General features: G+C 72.4%; 20 protein-coding genes and 1 tRNA gene. 5 read left to right on the forward strand and 16 right to left on the reverse strand.

Annotation, left to right across the window (positions count from 1 at the left end; genetic code table 11):
- Positions 1 to 28 precede the first annotated feature (28 nt).
- Positions 29 to 793: a TetR/AcrR family transcriptional regulator gene (locus ACGFSH_RS13600; protein WP_393347944.1), complete on the forward strand. Its 765-nt coding sequence runs from the start codon at positions 29 to 31 to the stop codon at positions 791 to 793.
- 51 nt (positions 794 to 844) lie between these two features.
- Here ACGFSH_RS13600 and ACGFSH_RS13605 read toward each other — a convergent pair whose 3' ends face one another.
- The 4 genes from ACGFSH_RS13605 to ACGFSH_RS13620 form a co-directional block, all read right to left on the reverse strand.
- Positions 845 to 1,315 (reverse strand): PPOX class F420-dependent oxidoreductase, encoded by a 471-nt coding sequence (locus ACGFSH_RS13605; RefSeq protein ID WP_393347946.1) that lies wholly within the window; start codon positions 1,313 to 1,315, stop codon positions 845 to 847.
- A 154-nt stretch (positions 1,316 to 1,469) separates the two neighbouring features.
- Complete coding sequence (locus ACGFSH_RS13610) at positions 1,470 to 2,291, reverse strand: YceI family protein (protein WP_393347948.1); 822 nt, start codon at positions 2,289 to 2,291, stop codon at positions 1,470 to 1,472.
- 117 nt (positions 2,292 to 2,408) lie between these two features.
- Entirely contained in the window at positions 2,409 to 4,988 is a 2,580-nt protein-coding gene (locus ACGFSH_RS13615) for an MFS transporter (protein WP_393347950.1), read from the reverse strand.
- A 13-nt stretch (positions 4,989 to 5,001) separates the two neighbouring features.
- Positions 5,002 to 5,583 carry a MarR family winged helix-turn-helix transcriptional regulator gene (locus ACGFSH_RS13620; protein WP_393347952.1) on the reverse strand — a complete coding sequence of 194 codons (582 nt, stop codon included), beginning with the start codon at positions 5,581 to 5,583 and terminating at the stop codon, positions 5,002 to 5,004.
- Between the two features lie 244 nt (positions 5,584 to 5,827).
- Between ACGFSH_RS13620 and ACGFSH_RS13625 the strand changes: the two genes are divergently transcribed.
- Positions 5,828 to 6,025: a hypothetical protein gene (locus ACGFSH_RS13625; protein WP_329411524.1), complete on the forward strand. Its 198-nt coding sequence runs from the start codon at positions 5,828 to 5,830 to the stop codon at positions 6,023 to 6,025.
- A 378-nt stretch (positions 6,026 to 6,403) separates the two neighbouring features.
- Here ACGFSH_RS13625 and ACGFSH_RS13630 read toward each other — a convergent pair whose 3' ends face one another.
- The 6 genes from ACGFSH_RS13630 to ACGFSH_RS13655 all read right to left on the reverse strand — a co-directional run bounded on the left by ACGFSH_RS13630 (position 6,404) and on the right by ACGFSH_RS13655 (position 11,738).
- Positions 6,404 to 7,249: a hypothetical protein gene (locus ACGFSH_RS13630; RefSeq protein ID WP_393347955.1), complete on the reverse strand. Its 846-nt coding sequence runs from the start codon at positions 7,247 to 7,249 to the stop codon at positions 6,404 to 6,406.
- Positions 7,250 to 7,310: 61 nt separating this feature from the next.
- Positions 7,311 to 8,228 (reverse strand): RNA polymerase sigma factor SigF, encoded by a 918-nt coding sequence (locus tag ACGFSH_RS13635; RefSeq protein ID WP_393347957.1) that lies wholly within the window; start codon positions 8,226 to 8,228, stop codon positions 7,311 to 7,313.
- A 354-nt stretch (positions 8,229 to 8,582) separates the two neighbouring features.
- Positions 8,583 to 9,479: an RNA polymerase sigma factor SigF gene (locus ACGFSH_RS13640; protein ID WP_393347959.1), complete on the reverse strand. Its 897-nt coding sequence runs from the start codon at positions 9,477 to 9,479 to the stop codon at positions 8,583 to 8,585.
- A gap of 208 nt (positions 9,480 to 9,687) precedes the next feature.
- Entirely contained in the window at positions 9,688 to 9,981 is a 294-nt protein-coding gene (locus ACGFSH_RS13645) for a Dabb family protein (RefSeq protein ID WP_393347961.1), read from the reverse strand.
- A gap of 30 nt (positions 9,982 to 10,011) precedes the next feature.
- Positions 10,012 to 10,188, reverse strand: a complete 177-nt coding sequence (locus ACGFSH_RS13650; protein WP_393347963.1) for a hypothetical protein — start codon at positions 10,186 to 10,188, stop codon at positions 10,012 to 10,014.
- Between the two features lie 215 nt (positions 10,189 to 10,403).
- Positions 10,404 to 11,738: a M48 family metalloprotease gene (locus ACGFSH_RS13655; protein ID WP_393347964.1), complete on the reverse strand. Its 1,335-nt coding sequence runs from the start codon at positions 11,736 to 11,738 to the stop codon at positions 10,404 to 10,406.
- Positions 11,739 to 11,816: 78 nt separating this feature from the next.
- Here ACGFSH_RS13655 and ACGFSH_RS13660 point away from each other — a divergent pair, with 78 nt between their 5' ends.
- Complete coding sequence (locus ACGFSH_RS13660) at positions 11,817 to 11,963, forward strand: hypothetical protein (RefSeq protein ID WP_393347966.1); 147 nt, start codon at positions 11,817 to 11,819, stop codon at positions 11,961 to 11,963.
- 219 nt (positions 11,964 to 12,182) lie between these two features.
- Here the strand turns inward: ACGFSH_RS13660 and ACGFSH_RS13665 are convergent.
- The 4 genes from ACGFSH_RS13665 to ACGFSH_RS13680 all read right to left on the reverse strand — a co-directional run bounded on the left by ACGFSH_RS13665 (position 12,183) and on the right by ACGFSH_RS13680 (position 13,887).
- Positions 12,183 to 12,267: transfer RNA gene (locus ACGFSH_RS13665), tRNA-Ser, on the reverse strand.
- 57 nt (positions 12,268 to 12,324) lie between these two features.
- Positions 12,325 to 12,756, reverse strand: a complete 432-nt coding sequence (gene tadA / locus ACGFSH_RS13670) for a tRNA adenosine(34) deaminase TadA (protein WP_393347968.1) — start codon at positions 12,754 to 12,756, stop codon at positions 12,325 to 12,327.
- A gap of 50 nt (positions 12,757 to 12,806) precedes the next feature.
- Positions 12,807 to 13,355 (reverse strand): hypothetical protein, encoded by a 549-nt coding sequence (locus tag ACGFSH_RS13675; protein WP_393348139.1) that lies wholly within the window; start codon positions 13,353 to 13,355, stop codon positions 12,807 to 12,809.
- Between the two features lie 337 nt (positions 13,356 to 13,692).
- Positions 13,693 to 13,887 (reverse strand): hypothetical protein, encoded by a 195-nt coding sequence (locus tag ACGFSH_RS13680; RefSeq protein ID WP_393348141.1) that lies wholly within the window; start codon positions 13,885 to 13,887, stop codon positions 13,693 to 13,695.
- A gap of 165 nt (positions 13,888 to 14,052) precedes the next feature.
- On the opposite strand from ACGFSH_RS13680, the gene upp reads away from it, so the two are divergent.
- Positions 14,053 to 14,688, forward strand: a complete 636-nt coding sequence (gene upp / locus ACGFSH_RS13685) for a uracil phosphoribosyltransferase (RefSeq protein ID WP_069773435.1) — start codon at positions 14,053 to 14,055, stop codon at positions 14,686 to 14,688.
- Positions 14,689 to 14,767: 79 nt separating this feature from the next.
- Here the strand turns inward: upp and ACGFSH_RS13690 are convergent, their stop codons facing one another.
- Both ACGFSH_RS13690 and ACGFSH_RS13695 read right to left on the reverse strand, forming a co-directional pair.
- A complete protein-coding gene (locus tag ACGFSH_RS13690) occupies positions 14,768 to 15,433 on the reverse strand; it encodes a LytR C-terminal domain-containing protein (RefSeq protein WP_393348143.1) in 666 nt (221 codons plus the stop codon).
- A gap of 279 nt (positions 15,434 to 15,712) precedes the next feature.
- The gene (locus ACGFSH_RS13695; RefSeq protein WP_004943146.1) at positions 15,713 to 16,009 is read right to left on the reverse strand and encodes a type II toxin-antitoxin system VapB family antitoxin; all 297 of its coding nucleotides are present in this window, start codon (positions 16,007 to 16,009) and stop codon (positions 15,713 to 15,715) included.
- A gap of 105 nt (positions 16,010 to 16,114) precedes the next feature.
- On the opposite strand from ACGFSH_RS13695, the gene ACGFSH_RS13700 reads away from it, so the two are divergent.
- A complete protein-coding gene (locus ACGFSH_RS13700) occupies positions 16,115 to 17,737 on the forward strand; it encodes a helicase HerA-like domain-containing protein (protein ID WP_393347971.1) in 1,623 nt (540 codons plus the stop codon).
- Positions 17,738 to 17,741 lie beyond the last annotated feature (4 nt).

The raw sequence follows: 17,741 nt of genomic DNA on the forward strand, positions 1-17,741 counted from the left end.
TGACCACAGTCCAGGAAGGTGCCCAGCCATGGCCGAGACCGCCAAGGACGCCGCGCGGCACAGTGTGTGGCTGGAGGACAGGGCGCGTCGGCGGGCGCGGGGCGGGGGACAGCCGTCCGGGCTCGACCGGGAGCGGATCACCGAGGTCACCGTGCGGCTGCTGGACGCCGAGGGGCTGGCCAGGTTCTCCATGCGCAGGCTGGCGGCCGAGCTGAACGTGACGGCGATGTCGGTGTACTGGTACGTCGACACCAAGGACGACCTGCTCGAACTCGCCATGGACAGGGCCTTCGGCGAGCTGGCGGACCTGCCCGACGCGCAGGACGAGGACGCCGACTGGCGCGAGCGGATCCGCGCGCTGGCCACGGCCTACCGCGCGCTGCTGGTCCGCCACCCCTGGCTGTCGCCGCTCGCCGGCCGCTACCTCAACATCGGCCCGAACTGGCTGCGCTTCGCCCGCACCGTCCAGGAGGTGGTGCTGCGCACGGGGCTGCCCGCGTACGGCGTCACCGGCGCGATCTCGGCCGTCTTCCAGTTCGTGTACGGCTACGGGACGATCGAGGGCCACTTCTTCGCACGGGTCGCCGACACCGGTCTGACGCCGGACGAGTACTTCCGCGACGCCATGACCGCGACGGCCGGGGCCCCGGACACCGGGGGCGTCGTCGAGCGGTCCCGCGATCTCATGGCGGCCCGCGGCGGCGACACGGTGGCGGAGATGATGGACCGCGACTTCACCTTCGCCCTGGACCTGCTGGTCGCGGGCATCGAGGCGATGGTGCGGCGCGGCTGAGCCGGGACCGTCGCCCTCGTCGCGCCGGGCGTCCCGCCGCCGGTGCTGCCGTCAGTCCTGCTGGGCGAGGCGGGCCGGGAAGCCGCCGGTGGCCACCGGGCCCCAGCGCCGCGGGGTGATCCGGATGATCGACTTGCCCTGCTTCAGCATGGCCTGCCGGTACTCGTCCCAGTCGGGGTGCTCACCGGCGATGTTGCGGTAGTACTCCACCAGGGGCTCGACGGACTCCGGCGCGTCGATGACCTCGGCGGTGCCGTCGATCTGGACCCAGGGGCCGTTCCAGTCGTCGCTGAGCACGAGGACGCCGACGCGGTCGTCGCGCTTGGCGTTGCGCGTCTTGGCCCGTTCGGGGTACGTGGAGACGACGATGCGGCCCGAGTCGTCGACCCCGCAGGTCAGTGGCGAGGCCTGGGAGCTGCCGTCGGTGCGCCGGGTCAGCAGGATCGCGCGGTGCCGGGGGCGGACGAAGTCCAGCAGCTCGTCCAGGGTGACCTTGGTGTTCGTCGCGATGTTCGGTGCCATGGGGCCAGCCTAGGGCGAAACACGCCCTGGGCGGCGGCCCGCCGTTTCCGGCTGACCCTGCGGCACCCACCACCACGCCGCACCGCTCCGCCTCCGTCCGCATTCCGGCAGGGCGTCGCCTGCGTCTACATCCCCGGCAGGGCGTCGCCTGCGTCTACATCCCCGGCAGGGCGTCGCCCTGGACCGCCTGGACGTCCAGTTCGACCTTCAGGGTCGTGCCGATGGCCGCGATGCCCGCCTGGACGACCTGGTTGTAGTTCATGGCGAAGTCCTCCCGCCGCAGCTCGGTCGTGGCGCGGAAGGCCGCCCGGGTGCCGCCCCACGGATCCGTGCCGGTGCCCAGGTAGGCCAGCTCCAGGTTCACCGGGCGGGCGACGCCGTGCAGGGACAGGTCGCCGTGGACGGTCCACCGGTCGGGGCCGGCCGGGGTCAGGCCCGTCGAACGGTACGTGATCTCCGGGTACGTCCCGACGTCGAGGAAGTCCGCCGAGCGCAGGTGGGTGTCGCGCATGGCGTTGCCCGTGTCGATGGAGGCCGCCCGGATCACCGCGTCCACGCGGGAGCGGGCGACGTCGTCGGGGGCGACCTCGATCGAGGCCGTGAAGTCGGTGAACCGGCCGCGGACGCTGGAGATGCCCAGGTGCTGGGCGACCGCGCCGACGGTCGAGTGCGCGGGGTCGACGGTCCAGGGACCGGGCGGAGGCAGTTCCGTGCCGCCCTGCCGGGCCAGGGTCACGGTCCCCACCTCGGCGCGGCCGCTCGCCGTCACGATCGCGCTGGCGGCCGCGGGCGCGTACCCGACGGCGGTGACGATCACCGTGTAGGCGCCGGGGGAGAGTTCCGTCCCGTCGCGCACCGCGCCCTCGCCGTCGGCCTCGGCGCGCAGCACCTGGCCGCCCGCCATGTCGGTCACCGTGACGACCGCGTGCGACACGGCCCACCCGTCCCGCGTGCGGATCTTCGCGGTCAGTCCCATCTCACGTACTCCTCGTCCTGCTCGTCTGCTCGTGCTGTTCGTCCTGCGAAAACTGGAACCGGCCCGGTGCGGGGGATCGCCCCGCACCGGGCCGGAGTCGTCAGCCGACCGTCCGGACTACTCGCCGGGGTGGGCCAGTTCGATGTCGTGGCCGTCGACGCCGGCGCCGGACACGGTCAGTGCGGTGGCCACCGGCGGGTAGCCGGTCGCGATGACGGTGTAGTCGCCGCCGTCGAGGTCGGCGAAGGCGTACGCCCCGTCCGCGCCCGTGGTGGCCGTGCCGACCACGTTGCCGGCGGCGTCCACGAGGGTCACCCGCGCGTCGGCCAGCGGGCCGTGCGGCGCCCGGACGACGCCCTGGAGCTGCGCCCCCGCGTCGAGGGCGACCTCCGCACGGGTCACGCCCGTGGCGCCGACCTCGACGGGCAGGGCGCGCGGCCGGAAACCGGGCGCGTTCACCGCGACGGTCACCGTGCCGGGCACCAGCTCGGCGAAGGAGAACTCGCCCTGCTCACCGGTGGCCGCGGTGGCGAGCAGGTCGCCGCGCACGTCGGTGACGATCACCATCGCGCCCTTGACGGTCTCGCCCGACTCGGCGGCGCGCACGACGCCGGCGAGTCCGCTGGTCCCGCTGAGCAGGATGTCGTACGCGACCGGCTCGCCGTTGACGACGATCGTGGAGGCCTGGGGCTGGAAGCCGTCGGCGGAGGCGATCAGCACGTACGAACCCGTGCCCGGCGCGTCCAGCGCGTAGGAGCCGTCGCCCTGCGCGATCGAGCGGCCGAGCTGCCGTCCGGCGAGGGAGATGAGCGTGACGGCGGCCTGCGGGACGGGCGCGCTCTCCGCGCCCCGGACGAACCCGTGCACGGGGATGCCGGCCGGAGCCGCCGGGGCCGCTTCGGCGGTGGCGACGGCCGACAGCGGCTGGGCGCTCTCGGCGCCGCCCTCGGCGTCCGGTCCGGCGACGGCCCAGCTGGGGACCTTCTCGCCGCCGCCGGCCGTGCCGGAGGCGGAAGCCGCGGCCGCGTCCGTGACGGCGGGGACGTCCGCGGAGGAGCCCATGGCCGTGGTCGCGGCCGTGTCCGGGACCGTGTCCGGGTCGGCGGCCTGCGCCAGCGCGCCCTTGGTCCGCAGCGGGACCTCCTTGATGAACAGGGTGATGAGGAAGGCCAGCAGGGCGAGTCCGGCCGCGATCAGGAAGACGTCCGCGATGCCGTGGCCGTACGCGCTCTCCATGACGGTGCGCAGCGGCGCGGGCAGCTTGTCCATGTCCGGGATCTGGCCCGACGAGCCCGAACCGGCGAGGGAGGCGTACTTGGGGCCGAGGTCGGCGATGCCGTCCTGGGCGTAGTCGGTGATGCGGTGGGCCATCACGGCGCCCAGCGCGGAGACGCCGACCGCACCGCCGAGGGAGCGGAAGAACGTGACCGTGGAGCTGGCCGAGCCGAGGTCGGAGGGGGCGACCTGGTTCTGCGTGGAGAGCACCAGGTTCTGCATCATCATGCCGATGCCGAGACCCAGCAGGGCCATGAAGACGGCCATCTTCCAGTAGTCCGTGTCGTACCGGATGGTGCCCAGCAGGCCGAGGCCGGCCGTGACCAGGACGCCGCCGCTGACCAGCCAGACCTTCCACTTGCCGGTGCGGGTGATGAACTGGCCGGAGACCGTGGAGGAGATGAACAGGCCGCCGATCATCGGGATCGTCATGACACCCGACATCGTCGGCGACTTGTCACGGGCCAGCTGGAAGAACTGGCTGAAGAACACGGTGCCGGTGAACATGGCGACGCCCACGAAGAGCGAGGCCAGCGACGACAGGGTGATGGTGCGGTTGCGGAACAGCCGCAGCGGGATGATCGGCTCCGCGGCCCTCGACTCGACGAGTACGAAGATCAGGCCGAGCACGATCGAACCGCCGACCATCGCGGCCGTCTGCCAGGACATCCAGTCGTACTTGTCACCGGCGAAGGTGACCCAGACCAGCAGCAGCGAGACCGCAGCGGAGATGAAGAACGCGCCGCTCCAGTCGACCTTGACGTCCCGCTTCACGACGGGCAGGTGCAGGGTCTTCTGCAGCACGACGAGCGCGATGACGGCGAAGGGCACCCCGACGTAGAAGCACCAGCGCCAGCCCAGCCAGCTCGTGTCGGTGATGACGCCGCCGAGCAGCGGTCCGCCGACGGTGGCGACGGCGAAGGTCGCGCCGAGGTAGCCGGAGTAACGGCCGCGCTCGCGCGGGGAGATCATCGCGGCCATCACGATCTGCGCGAGGGCGGACAGGCCGCCGACGCCGATGCCCTGGACGACACGGCACGCGATCAGCATGCCGGCGTTCTGGGAGAGTCCGGCCGCGGCCGAGCCCAGCACGTAGATGACCAGCGCTATCTGGACGAGCGCCTTCTTGCTGTACAGGTCGGAGAGCTTGCCCCACAGGGGCGTGGCCGCGGTCATGGACAGCAGCGCGGCGGTGACGACCCAGGTGTAGGCGGACTGGCCGCCGCCGAGGTCGCCGATGATCTCGGGGAGGGCGTTCGAGACGATCGTGGAGGACAGGATCGCGACGAACATGCCGAGCAGGAGCCCGGAGAGGGCCTCCATGATCTGCCGGTGGGTCATCGGAGCGTCGCCGGCGGAGCCGTGGGACCCTCCGCCGTGCTTCGCGTGAGCCCGCACACCGGCTGGTGTGGTCGTTGCCATGGGCTTCCTTTTCTTACGTTGCTTGCGCGGGTGTACGGGTGGTCTGTGTCCGCTCGCCTGCCGGGACGGCCGAGGCGGCCGGGGCGGCGGGAACGGGGGGAATGCGGGGAGCGGCGGGTGCGGGGGGCCGGGGCGCGGGCGGGGGCGGCGGCCGGTGGGCGACGGTCCGGCAGTCGCCGAAGCTGGCGCGCAGCCGGGTCAGCAGTCCGATGAGCTGGCCGACCTCGGCGTCCGTCCAGTCCTCCAGGCGCTCGGCCAGGAGGCCGGCGCTGCGCCGCGACAGCTCGACGAGCATCGCGTGGCCCTCGGGGGTGAGGTGCAGGATGCGCGAGCGCTTGTCCGCGGGGTCGGGGGAGCGTTCGATCCAGCCGCGGTCGGCGAGGTGCGCGGCGTGGCGGCTGGTCACGGACATGTCGACGGCGAGGAGCTCGGCGAGGTTGCTCATGCGCATGTCGCCGTGGCTGCCCAGCAGCGCCAGTACGGCGGCGGAGCCCGCGGAGCAGTCCTGCGGCAGGATCCGTCCGAGGTCCCGCTTCACGGCCCCGACGGCGCTGAGCTGGCGTGCCAGCTCCTCGTACTGCGCCTGCCCTGCCATCACACCTCCCGGTATCGTTGCTTAGGGCAACCATAGAAGCGGTTGGTTGCTGCAGGCAAATAAAAAGGGGTTCTGGGCCGCAAAAAGTTGGCAAAGGCAAGTATTGGCGCGGTAAACGCGCAGGTGATGGACGAGCCCGGGGGCGCGACCCGCCGCCGGACCGGGCTCGCGCGCACGAGCGTCAGGAACTCCGCGCCTACCCCCGCTTGGGCTCGCCCCCGCGTTTTCGCTAGTGTCTCGGCCCATGGCTAACACCCAGGGCCCCCAGGGCAACCACGACCCCGCCGGCAGCACCCAGATGTTCCGCGCGTTCGTCGACGAGGGCGCCCCCCGGGCCGCCCAGCCGGCCCCCGCGGCGGCCGGTTCGCGCATCGGCCTGATCATCGGCGTCGTCGCCGCCGTCGTGATCGTCGCGGCTGTCGCCTGGCTCGCGCTGAAGTAACTCCCGCACCACGCGGTACGGGTGGGCGCGGGCGCCCGGACGGGCACCGGGCGCGACGACCGGCACGGGACGCCGTCCCGACGACGCCGCCGCGCCCCGCTTTCCCGACCCCGCGCCTCCCCGCTCCGAGTTCCGCCCCCCGCCCGCCCGTTGCGCCCTGCCGCACCGGCGCCTTGCAGGAACGTGCGTCTGCCCGCGTCGCGCGCCCGCGCCTTGCGGTGCCTACGCCCGCCCTGCCCGCATCAGCGCCTGCGCCCGCGTCTGCCGGTCGCGCCCGCGCTGTCGAGACGGCTGTCCCACGGTCCCCGCTCGGCCCGCCCGGCAGGTGTCCCGCCGCCGTCCCGTGCCTGTCTCCCCCTCACCGGTCCGGCGAGGGCCTCACTCCCACCGCACCGCGACGTCGCGTGTCTCGATGTGCATGCCCAGCGGTACGCGCCACGCATCGACGCACACCGTCCAGGTCCGCGCCGTGCGCGTGCCGGCGGCGAGGGGCGCGGGCAGTGGGACCGTGGACTTCCGGGTGGCCCAGTCCGTGCCGAGGGCGTCCACGACATGGGCGCCGAAGGTGACCGTCCCCGAACCGACCGCGCGGCCGCCCGAGTTGACGAACGTCAGGGTCACGTCCTCGCACCACCGCCGGTCCGTCCTCGCGCGGACGGGCTCACTCACGGAGAGGGCGGCCGGTCCGCCGGACGCTCCCCCGGACGGCCCCGGCCCCGGGGGTGTGGACGTCGGCACGGGCGCCGGTGACTGCGGGCGCGGGCGCGAGGACGAGGACGCGGGTGGGACGGAACCCGCGCGGCCGCCCGGACCGCCTTCGTCCGACCGGCCCTCGCCCGCGCCGCCCCCGGCCGAACCGGTCTCGCTCGTCGAACCGCCTCCGACGGCCGTGCCGCCGTCGCCGGCCGAGCCGGGTGTCCCGTCGGGCGGCCCGGTGGCGGACGTCGTCCCGGAGCCGTCGTTCGCCGTGCCGCCGGAGCCCGGTGTGCCGCCGGGAGAACCGCGCTGTCCGTCCAGCGGAACGAGACGCACCCCGCCGGTCGGGTCCGCGGGAGCGTCCGGGGCGGCCGGGTCGCCGACCGCGTCGATGGCGACGTAGTCACCGCCGTGTCCGCCGCCTCCGCAGCCGACGGCCAGGACCGCCGCCGCCACGACGACCGCGGCGGCGGCCGACGCGCCCCGAACGGCGCGCCGCCGCTCACGTGCCCGTGCCGGACTTCGCATCACGGCAGTGTGCCTGACGCTCAGTCAGGAAAACAGCCCCCGGACCGGGCCTCTCACTCCTCTAGTCGGAGATCAGGCCCTCGCGCAGTTGGGCCAGGGTCCGGGTGAGGAGGCGGGAGACGTGCATCTGGGAGATGCCGACCTCCTCGCCGATCTGCGACTGGGTCATGTTGGCGAAGAAGCGCAGCATGATGATGCGGCGCTCGCGGGGCGGCAGCTTGGCCAGGAGGGGCTTGAGGGACTCCCGGTACTCCACGCCCTCCAGGGCCGTGTCCTCGTAGCCGAGGCGGTCCGCCAGGGAGCCCTCGCCGCCGTCGTCCTCCGGGGCCGGGGAGTCCAGCGAGGAGGCCGTGTAGGCGTTGCCGACCGCGAGGCCGTCGACGACGTCCTCCTCGGACACACCCAGGACCGCGGCGAGTTCGGCGACCGTCGGCGAACGGTCCAGCTTCTGGGACAGCTCGTCGCTGGCCTTGGTGAGGGCCAGACGCAGCTCCTGGAGCCGGCGCGGGACGCGCACCGACCAGGACGTGTCACGGAAGAAGCGCTTGATCTCGCCCACGACCGTCGGCATCGCGAACGTCGGGAACTCGACGCCGCGTTCGCAGTCGAAGCGGTCGATCGCCTTGATCAGGCCGATGGTGCCGACCTGGACGATGTCCTCCATGGGCTCGTTGCGCGAGCGGAAGCGGGCCGCCGCGTAGCGCACGAGGGGGAGGTTGAGCTCGATCAGCGTGTCCCGGACGTAGACGCGCTCGGGGCTGTCCTCGGCGAGCGTGGCGAGTCGCAGGAACAGGGAGCGGGACAGGGTGCGGGTGTCGATGGCCCCCGTGGCCGTGAGAGCCGGGGCCGCGGGGGCCTCGGGGGCTGTGACGTCGTCGAGCACGTCGGGCTCGACCGGCGCGACAGGCGCGACGGGCGCGGACTCGCTCGGCGTGAGCGTGAGCGTGAGCACCTTCGAGCTGCCCTGTTCTGCGGACATGCCACCCCCTTTGGGTCGCGGGACGGTCGCGGCGCAACGCCCCCGCTTGAGGAACGTCAGCCTTCACCTGAATACCGGAGCCGAAGCCCCGGCAAACGCTCTTCCGGCAGAATGTCACATGTCGGCAACACGCTGTAGTGACATGTCGACACGTGAGTGACGAATCGGCCCTGGAAACAGGCGGTCTGACGGCTTTTCAGCGTGGTTCCACCGGGAACGGTCCCACTGGGCGATTCGCTCTCAGCGGTGACGGCTCGATCGTGCTTGCGATCCCTCAACGAGTGACGTGTCCTGACCCGGTTCCCGTCCCGCGCCCCGTCATGCGGGGTACCGGACAGGCCGTCCCGGGTTCCGTCAGGCCTCGATGCGGTTGGCCGAGCGGAGCCGCTGGAAGGAGCGGGCGAGGAGCCGGGACACGTGCATCTGGGAGACACCGAGTTCGGCGCTGATCTGGGACTGCGTCAGGTTGCTGTAGTAGCGCAGGAGAAGGATGCGCTGCTCGCGCTCCGGCAGCTGGACCAGGAGGTGGCGGACGAGGTCGCGGTGCTCCACGCCGTCCAGCGCCGGGTCCTCGTAGCCGAGGCGGTCCAGGAGGCCGGGCAGGCCGTCGCCCTCCTGCGCCGCCTCCAGCGAGGTGGCGTGGTACGAGCGGCCCGCCTCGATGCAGGAGAGGACCTCCTCCTCGGCGATGCGCAGCCGCTCGGCGATCTCGGCCGTCGTCGGGGTGCGGCCGAAGGCGGTGGTGAGGTCCTCGGTGGCGCTGTTGACCTGCACCCACAACTCGTGGAGGCGGCGCGGCACGTGGACCGTGCGGACGTTGTCGCGGAAGTACCGCTTGATCTCGCCGATGACCGTGGGCATGGCGAACGTGGGGAACTGCACGCCCCGGTCGGGGTCGAAGCGGTCGATGGCGTTGATCAGGCCGATGGTGCCGACCTGGACGACGTCCTCCATCGGCTCGTTGCGGGAGCGGAAGCGGGCGGCCGCGTAGCGCACGAGCGGGAGGTTGGCCTCGATGAGCGCCCCGCGCACGCGGTTGTGCTCCGGCGTGCCCGGCTGGAGTTCCTTGAGTTCGGCGAAGAGCACCTGGGTCAGCGCCCGGGTGTCCGCGCCGCGGCGCCGTTCGGGGGCCGGCGCGGGTTCCGTGGCGGCTTCGGGCACGGTCTCCAGGGCGGGGGCCGGTGCGGGTGCCGGTGCGGGTGCCGGGGGTGCCTCTTCCTGAGGCGGCGCAGTACTGGCCGACACGGTCAACGCCACCTCTTCGTCAGGTCAACATCGGTCAACTCATCCGTCAAAAGCGGTCATAGCATCACAAGACATGTGCACTGTGTGCAAGCACCCCATAACGCCGTGTTGAGGGATAAGTTGGGCCCTTCTGGTCGTGCCGGACGTGCGAAAGCCCTCCGCCGTCAGGGCGGAGGGCTTCGTGCCGCCGGAGCGGCGGGCCGGGCGGGACGGCTCAGAACTCGTAGTCGGCGACCACCCAGGTGGCGAACTCGCGCCACAGAGCGACGCCCGACTGGTGCTCGGGGTGCTCGATGTAGCGCTTGAGGGCGTCCGCGTCCTCGACCGCCGAGTTGATCGCGAAGTCGTAGGCGATGGGGCGGTCGCTGACGTTCCAGCCCAGCTCCCAGAAGCGCAGTTCCTCGATCTTGCCGCCCAGCGCGCGGAAGGCGGCCTCTCCCCGCACGACCCGGGGGTCGTCGCGCCGGACGCCCTCGTTGAGCTTGAAGAGGACCAGGTGGCGGATCATGGGCACTCCCTGTGCGTACGACGGTCTGGGCTACTTGGCCCCGTCGGCGAGCCAGGTGAAGAAGTCGCCGATGGCCTTGGCGGCGTCCGATATGCCCTCGAAGCCTATCTGGACGTAGTCCGCCGCCTTCGCCGGGTCGGTGATGATCACGTAGAGCACGAAGACCACGAGCATGTAGATGGCGATCTTCTTGGCGTTCACCGCCACCTGGCCTCCCCAGTAGTGCCCGCGCGGGCCCTTGTTGACGGCGGCGAGTGTATCTGTAAGTGCGATTTACACACCGCTTTTGACCATCGCGGCGCGTTCATGAACAACGGGAGGCGACACGCACGGCTCCCCGGCCGACGACGGTGCAGGCGCCGGCCCGGGGGAAGGGAGGCGCGTGTTCATGAGGTCGCAGACGGTCGGCTGCACGATGCACGTCAGACCGCCGCCGGTCGCGTTCCGGCCAGCAGAGCGCGCAGAGGGGCCGTGTCGGGTACGTCGGCGACGGCCGCGTCGAGAGCGTCGTCCATGTCCTTCTCCCACGCCGGGTGCAGGGCGAGTCCGGGCTGCCCCGACCATGCGACGTCCGCAGTGGCCTGTCCGGCCTCGACGAGACGCAGATGGACCAGGCCGGCGAGCCCGTCGAAGATCCTGGGCCGGATGAAGTTACGGGCCGACTGCCCGGTCAGCCGTGAGGCCTGCGCCGGCTTGGGCATGCGATCGGCTGTCTCGGTCCACAACAGGCCGCGGTCGAACGCGTCCAGCACCTCCTCCAGCCCGGGCAACTCGTCGTCCGACGCCCCTTCCGGCGTGGCGTTCCGCTGGGCGGTGGCCGCGTCGCCCGTGCCCTGCGCCGAGGAGCGCAGCGCCCTGACCACGGCGACGCGCAAGGGCCGGGACCAACCCTCGGCGTCGTCGACGGCGCGGGCCATGACGAGTTCGTCCCAGGTCATGCGCCGCAGTCGGGCCGCCTCGAACGGCAGGGTGCGCGCCTCCAGCCGGGCGAACACCCGCTCCGGGTCGTGCAGGAGGCTGAGCGCGGCCGGTTCGCCGTCGGACCCGTCGGGCCGCCCGTCGTCGGGCAGCCGCTCGATGAGGGCGATCCGTTCGGCGGTCGGCGGGTGCGAGTCGTACCGGTGCGGCCGCGGTGAACGCCGACCCGCAGCGAGTGCGGCGAGCCGCTCTTGCGTCCGCGCGGCGAGGAATCGCGGGAAGCCGCCGTGGACCTCGCCCACGGGCGGCAGCGCGCCCAGCGCACCGCCCATCGCGACGTACGTCTCCTGATAGTGGGTGTGCGCGGCGGTCAGCACCGGAAGCCCGCGCAGCACGGCGGCCGTCGCGTCACGGCCCGCATGCCTGGCGGCCATCCGGTCCGCCGCGAACTCCTGTTCCCGGGCCACGGACTGCGAGACGTTCAGGAACATCCGCGCGTAGCCGACGTACAGCGAGCCGATCACGTAGTCCAGGCGGGTGCTGCCCTGGCGGAACGCTTCCACCGTGTGCAGCACCGATTCCCGCCCGCGCATCGTTAGGGCGCCCAGCCGGGTGTCGTGGTTGGCGTAGTGGCCGAACTCATGGGCCAGGACGGCGCGCAGCCGAGACGCGGTCATCCCGGCGAGCAGCGGCACGCCGAGCAGCATCCGGCGTCGTCCGGGCAGCATCCCGAGCAGGCGGCTCTGTTCGGCGACGCCGGCGTTGACCTCGGCGACCAGGTAGAGCTCGTCCGGCGGTCGTTCGCCCGCGACGTCGGCGGCGGCGCGCACCTGTTCCACAGCGCGGGCTGGTCCTGAGGGGTGACGGCCAACGCGTGGGGCAGCGGTCCCGGACGGCCGGCTCGCAGGAAGGCGAACATGCCGCGGAGTATCGCCACCGCCGCCAGGACGGTGACGGCCACGACCACGCCTTCGCCCCAGGCGGCCCGCTCGGTGAACAGCCATGTGGTCAGCAACCAGTCGAGCACCGCCATGGCCGCCAGCAGGACCAGGCCCATCAGGTAGAAGCCGGCCAGCAGCACGAGGCAGTGGACAGCGCGAAGCCGCAACGTCATCGGAAGGTCCCCCCACAGGTCCGGCCGGCCCCGACGGGCGCCATCCAATGCTCGCGGATCCTACCTTCGGCGCCCGAGCGGTCCGCCGAGGCGACAGGCGGACGAAAGCCGACCTGGGGCGAAGCCGAAGAGGCGCCCGGTTCGATGAACCGGGCGCCTCTCCTATCTGCGGTAGCGGAGGGATTTGAACCCTCGGTGACTTGCGCCACACTCGCTTTCGAGGCGAGCTCCTTCGGCCGCTCGGACACGCTACCGAGGGAGACCTTACAGCAAGGTGAGCCCCGGTTTGAAATCGGAATCGGGGGGCTGCCTCAGCGCTCCCGGAAGAACTCCGTGAGCAGGCCGGAGCACTCCTCGGCGAGGACGCCCTCGACGACCTCGGGGCGGTGGTTGAGCCGGCGGTCGCGGACGACGTCCCACAGGGAGCCGACCGCGCCCGCCTTGTCGTCGCGCGCGCCGTAGACGACCCGGTCCACCCGGGACTGGGTGATGGCGCCCGCGCACATCGTGCACGGTTCGAGGGTCACGACGAGCGTGCAGCCGGTCAGCCGCCACTCCCCGACCGCCTCGGCCGCCCGCCGGACGGCGAGCACCTCGGCGTGCGCCGTCGGATCGCCGCCCGCCTCGCGTTCGTTGTGGCCGACCGCGAGGACCGTCGTGCCGTCCGGGGCCAGCACGACGGCGCCGACCGGGACGTCTGCGCCCCGGGCGGCGAGCCGGGCCTGGTCGAGGGCGAGCCGCATCGCGGTCCGCCAGCGGTCGCGTACCGGGTCGGGCGGCGTCTGCGGTGCCGTCAGCGGACGGTCTCCAGGACCTCCGAGGCGCCCAGGGACTCGGCGATCTCGTTGACGGCGTCCTCGGTCAGCGACCTCAGCTCCTTCTCGCCGACGCCGAGGTCGTCGAGGATGCCGGGGTCGCCGACGGGACCGTGCGGCACGGCCTCGGCCGAGCCGCCGCCCACGATCACCGGGGCCTCCCCGTCACCGTCCTGGTCGTCGTCGGTCTCACCGTCCTCGGTGCCGTCGAGGTCGAGGGCGTCGAGGTCGTCCTCGTCGCCCGGATCCCGGCCGAGCAGTTCGTCGGTGAGCAGGATCTCGCCGTACGAGCTGCGGGCGGCCGCAGCGGCGTCGGACACGTAGATGCGAGGGTCCTCCTCGCCGTCGATGCGGACGACCCCGAACCAGGAGCCCTCCTGCTCGATCAGCACGAGCACCGTGTCCTCGTCGGGAGAGGCTTCCCGGGCCAGGTCGGCCAGATCCGACAGGGTTTCCACATCGTCGAGCTCTGTGTCGCTCGCTTCCCACCCGTCTTCGGTGCGCGCGAGCAGTGCGGCGAAGTACACCGTGACTCTCCCACTGGTCATAGGCGTGCCGGTTGGGGGTCCCCCCGGCGGAGGTTGCGGGCGGGGCAGGAATTCAGGGCTCCGAGCCCCACCCACTCGGAATCGTGGCAGAAACAAGGCGTTCAGGGGACGTCTTCGGCTCCCTGTGTCCGGTGGTTTTGATCGCACGTCCGCGGTCACGTCCGTGAGGGACTCTCCGGCGCCCCGGTTGCGGCCACGAGCGGATCGTACGCGGCTTTGCCGCGCGCCCACGCACGACGGCACCCGCGAGGCACCCGTGGCGGCGGGGATCCTCCCGGTACGCCCCAGGTCCCGTACGGCAACTGCCGCCGCCCGGCTACCAGCGGAACGTGCGCATGCGCATCGCGTGGCGCAGCCGGGCGGTCTTGGCGCGCCGCGGCTGGACGCGGTCGCGCAGTTCGCGCGCCTCGGCCAGTTCGCGCAGGAAGCGGGCGCGCCGTCGTCGGCGCTCGGCGTCGCTCTCGGCGCGGGCGGCCGCGTCCGGCGGCCTGTCGTCGGGCAGGTCGGGCAGCTCAGGCATCAGCACACCACCCCGGGTACCCCGGTCCGTCTCCATACCTGTCACCCATTTTCCCTCCGACGGGCGGTTTGATGCCGACGAACGGCCGAAGCCGGGGGGAGGGGTTCACTGTCCGTGGGGACGCCGGGCGGGTTCGGCACCGTTACTGTTGTGGACATGCGTCTCCACGTCGTCGACCACCCTCTGGTCGCCCACAAGCTCACCACGCTGCGCGACCGGCGCACGGACTCCGCGACCTTCCGCCGGCTGGCCGACGAACTGGTCACCCTGCTCGCCTACGAGGCCACGCGGGACGTGCGCACCGAACAGGTCGACATCACGACGCCGGTCGCCTCCACCACCGGCGTCAAGCTCTCCTACCCGCGGCCGCTGGTCGTGCCGATCCTGCGCGCGGGTCTCGGCATGCTGGACGGCATGGTCCGGCTGCTGCCGACCGCCGAGGTGGGCTTCCTGGGGATGATCCGCAACGAGGAGACCCTGGAGGCGTCCACCTACGCCACCCGCATGCCGGAGGACCTCTCCGGCCGCCAGGTGTACGTCCTGGACCCGATGCTGGCCACGGGCGGCACGCTGGTCGCCGCGATCCGCGAGCTGATCCGCCGCGGCGCCGACGACGTGACCGCCGTCGTGCTGCTCGCCGCCCCCGAGGGCGTCGCGATCATGGAGCGCGAGCTCGCGGGCTCGCCTGTCACCGTCGTCACGGCGGCCGTCGACGACCACCTCAACGAGCTGGGCTACATCGTGCCGGGCCTCGGAGACGCGGGCGACCGGCTGTACGGAGCGGCCGAGTAGGCCGAGCGGGCACACCGGCCGGGCAGGTCGGGCGGGTCCCAGCCGGCCCGACGGGTCTCGGAAGGCGTGACGACGGGGCTCAGCAGGCCTTCTTCGTGGTCGCCGCCGGCCGCGGTGCGGTCAGGGCCGTCAGGGCCTTGGTCGCGTCGGCCGGGCTGGTCAGCGCCTTGAAGCCGTTGCCGATGATGAGGTCGACGGCCGGGCCCGTGCGGGCCGCGTCGGTGCGGCGCTCGGCGGTGGTCAGCTGGGTGGCGAGGACCGGCAGCGACGTGTTGAGCGAGGACGCGGGACCGAGCAGCAGCCCGGTTCCGGTGACCTTCTTGTCGTACTGCTTGGCGGCGTTGCCCACCTCGCCGATCCGGAAGCCGCGCTTCTTCAGCTCGTCCGCGGTGGTCTTGGCCAGGCCGCTGCGGGTCGTGGCGTTGAAGACGTTCACCGTGATCTGCGCCGGCTTGGGCACCGCGCCCGCGACGCCGCCCGCGGCGGCCCCGGACGCCGAGGGGGCGGGTCCGGCCTTCGTCCTGTTCGCCGCGGTCGTCCCGGCGGCGCTCCGGGAGCAGGAGGCGCCGGCGGCCGTGGCCGCTCCTCCGCCGCCCGTGAAGACGTCGATGAGCTGCAGGGTGCCCCATCCGGCCACGCCGAGCACCGCGCCGCAGCCGACGACCACGACGGCCAGCCTGCCGCGTCGCCGGTGGGGGCGCATGCGGGGGTACTTGTCCCCCGTGATCCGGTACTTACCGCCCATGCCCGGGGGAGTCAGCATGCTCATGGGCGCAGCGTAGTGCGCCCGGGCGGCCGTGACTAATAAACGATCATCCGACATCGGTCGTGGGCAGCGGAAAGAACCCGAAAGGGTCAATCGGAGTACGCCGCGAGGCGTGCGGCGGCTCGGGGAGGGCCCGTGCGGCGGGCTGTCGGACAGCTCCCGGGGCGGGGCCCGGAGGGCGCCGCGTGCCGCCGGCTCCCGGTCGGCGGGCCCGTTCTCCGGCTCCGCCGGCGCGGTCTGCGACCCGGTCCGGTCCGGTCAGTCCAGCTCCAGCACGCGCGCGTGCAGCACCTGGCGCTGCTGGAGCGCCGCCCGCACCGCGCGGTGCAGTCCGTCCTCCAGGTACAGGTCGCCCTGCCACTTCACGACGTGCGCGAACAGGTCGCCGTAGAAGGTGGAGTCCTCCGCGAGCAGGGTTTCCAGGTCGAGCTGCTGCTTGGTGGTCACCAGCTGATCGAGGCGGACCGGGCGCGGCGCGACGTCCGCCCACTGCCGGGTGCTTTCCCGGCCGTGGTCGGGGTACGGCCGGCCGTTTCCGATGCGCTTGAAGATCACACGGAAAGCCTACCGGTCCCGACGTTCCGGGCGCAGCCATGGAGACGGAGTGCGACGCTGGAAAAGACGTGATGAACGGGGGTAAAACGGAATGAGGGCCTGTCCATGAGCGAGTCGACGAGCGCCGCGGACATCGCCGCCGGGTACGCGTTCACGGGGCCCGCCCTCGACCTCGGCGCCGTCCTGTGGGACGGCGACTGCCTGCCCGACGCGCAGGTGCGCATCCCCCTCCCCGTGCTGAACAGGCACGGGCTGGTCGCGGGGGCCACCGGCACCGGCAAGACCAAGACGCTCCAGCTGATGGCCGAGCAGCTCTCCGCGCAGGGCGTGCCGGTCTTCCTCGCCGACGTCAAGGGTGATCTGTCCGGGATCGCGGCCCCCGGGACGGTGAGCGACCGGGTGCGTGACCGGGCCGCGGAAGTCGGCCAGAAATGGACGGCGACCGGCTTCCCCGCCGAGTTCTACGCCCTCGGCGGTCTCGGTCACGGCATCCCGCTGCGTGCCACGGTCACCAGTTTCGGCCCGCTGCTCCTGTCGAAGGTGCTCGGGCTCAACCAGACGCAGGAGCAGTCCCTCGGCCTGGTCTTCCACTACGCGGACCAGAAGGGCCTGGAGCCGTTCGACCTCAAGGACCTGAGGTCGGTCGTCGCCTTCCTCACCTCCGACGACGGCAAGGAGGAGCTGAGGAGTCTGGGCGGCCTGTCGAGCGCCACGGCCGGGGTGATCCTGCGCTCCCTCACCGCCTTCGAGGCACAGGGCATGGCGAGCTTCTTCGGCGAGCCCGAGTTCGACACGGCCGAGTTCCTGCGCACGGCCTCCGACGGCCGCGGGATCGTCTCCGTCCTGGAGCTGCCGGCCGTGCAGGACAAGCCTCAGCTCTTCTCGACCTTCCTGATGTGGCTGCTCGCGGACCTGTTCCACGACCTTCCGGAGATCGGGGACGCCGACCGGCCGAAGCTCGTCTTCTTCTTCGACGAGGCCCATCTGCTGTTCGACGACGCCTCGAAGGCGTTCCTCGACTCCATCACGCAGACGGTCCGGCTCATCCGTTCCAAGGGCATCGGCGTGTTCTTCGTCACGCAGACCCCGAAGGACGTGCCCGGCGAGGTCCTGGGCCAGCTCGGCAACCGTGTGCAGCACGCCCTGCGCGCCTTCACCCCGGACGACCAGAAGGCGCTGCGGGCCACGGTGAAGACGTTCCCCGACTCGGCCTACGAGCTGGAGGAGCTGCTCACCGGCCTCGGCACCGGCGAGGCCGTGGTCACCGTCCTCAGCGAGCGGGGCGCCCCGACGCCGGTCGCCGCCATCCGCCTGCGGGCCCCGGAGTCGCTGATGGGGCCGGTCGAGGGAGCGGAGCTGGACCGGGCCGTGCGGGAGTCCCCGCTGCACGAGCGATATGCACAGGCTGTGGACAGGGAGTCGGCATTCGAGAAGCTCGCGGCCCGTGCCGAGGCCGGGTCCGGAGCCGCAGCCGGATCCGGGGCCGAGGCTGAGCCCGGGGCCGGGCGCGGAGAGGCGCGGGAACCGCACGAGGGGAAGGGGCCGGAGCGGGCGGAGCGGCCGGCGGAGTCACAGGAGGAGCGGAAGCGGGAACGCAAGCAGGAACGGTCCGTCGTGGAGCAGGTGGTGGGAAGCGGGATGTTCCGGTCGCTGGCCCGTTCCGTCGGCACGCAGGTCGGCCGTGAGATCACCCGCTCGCTCTTCGGAACGGCCCGGCGGAGGCGGTAGCCGC

Origin of the sequence: Streptomyces sp. NPDC048481 (assembly GCF_043200075.1) — a bacterium.
In the GTDB taxonomy this organism is placed as follows: domain Bacteria; phylum Actinomycetota; class Actinomycetes; order Streptomycetales; family Streptomycetaceae; genus Streptomyces.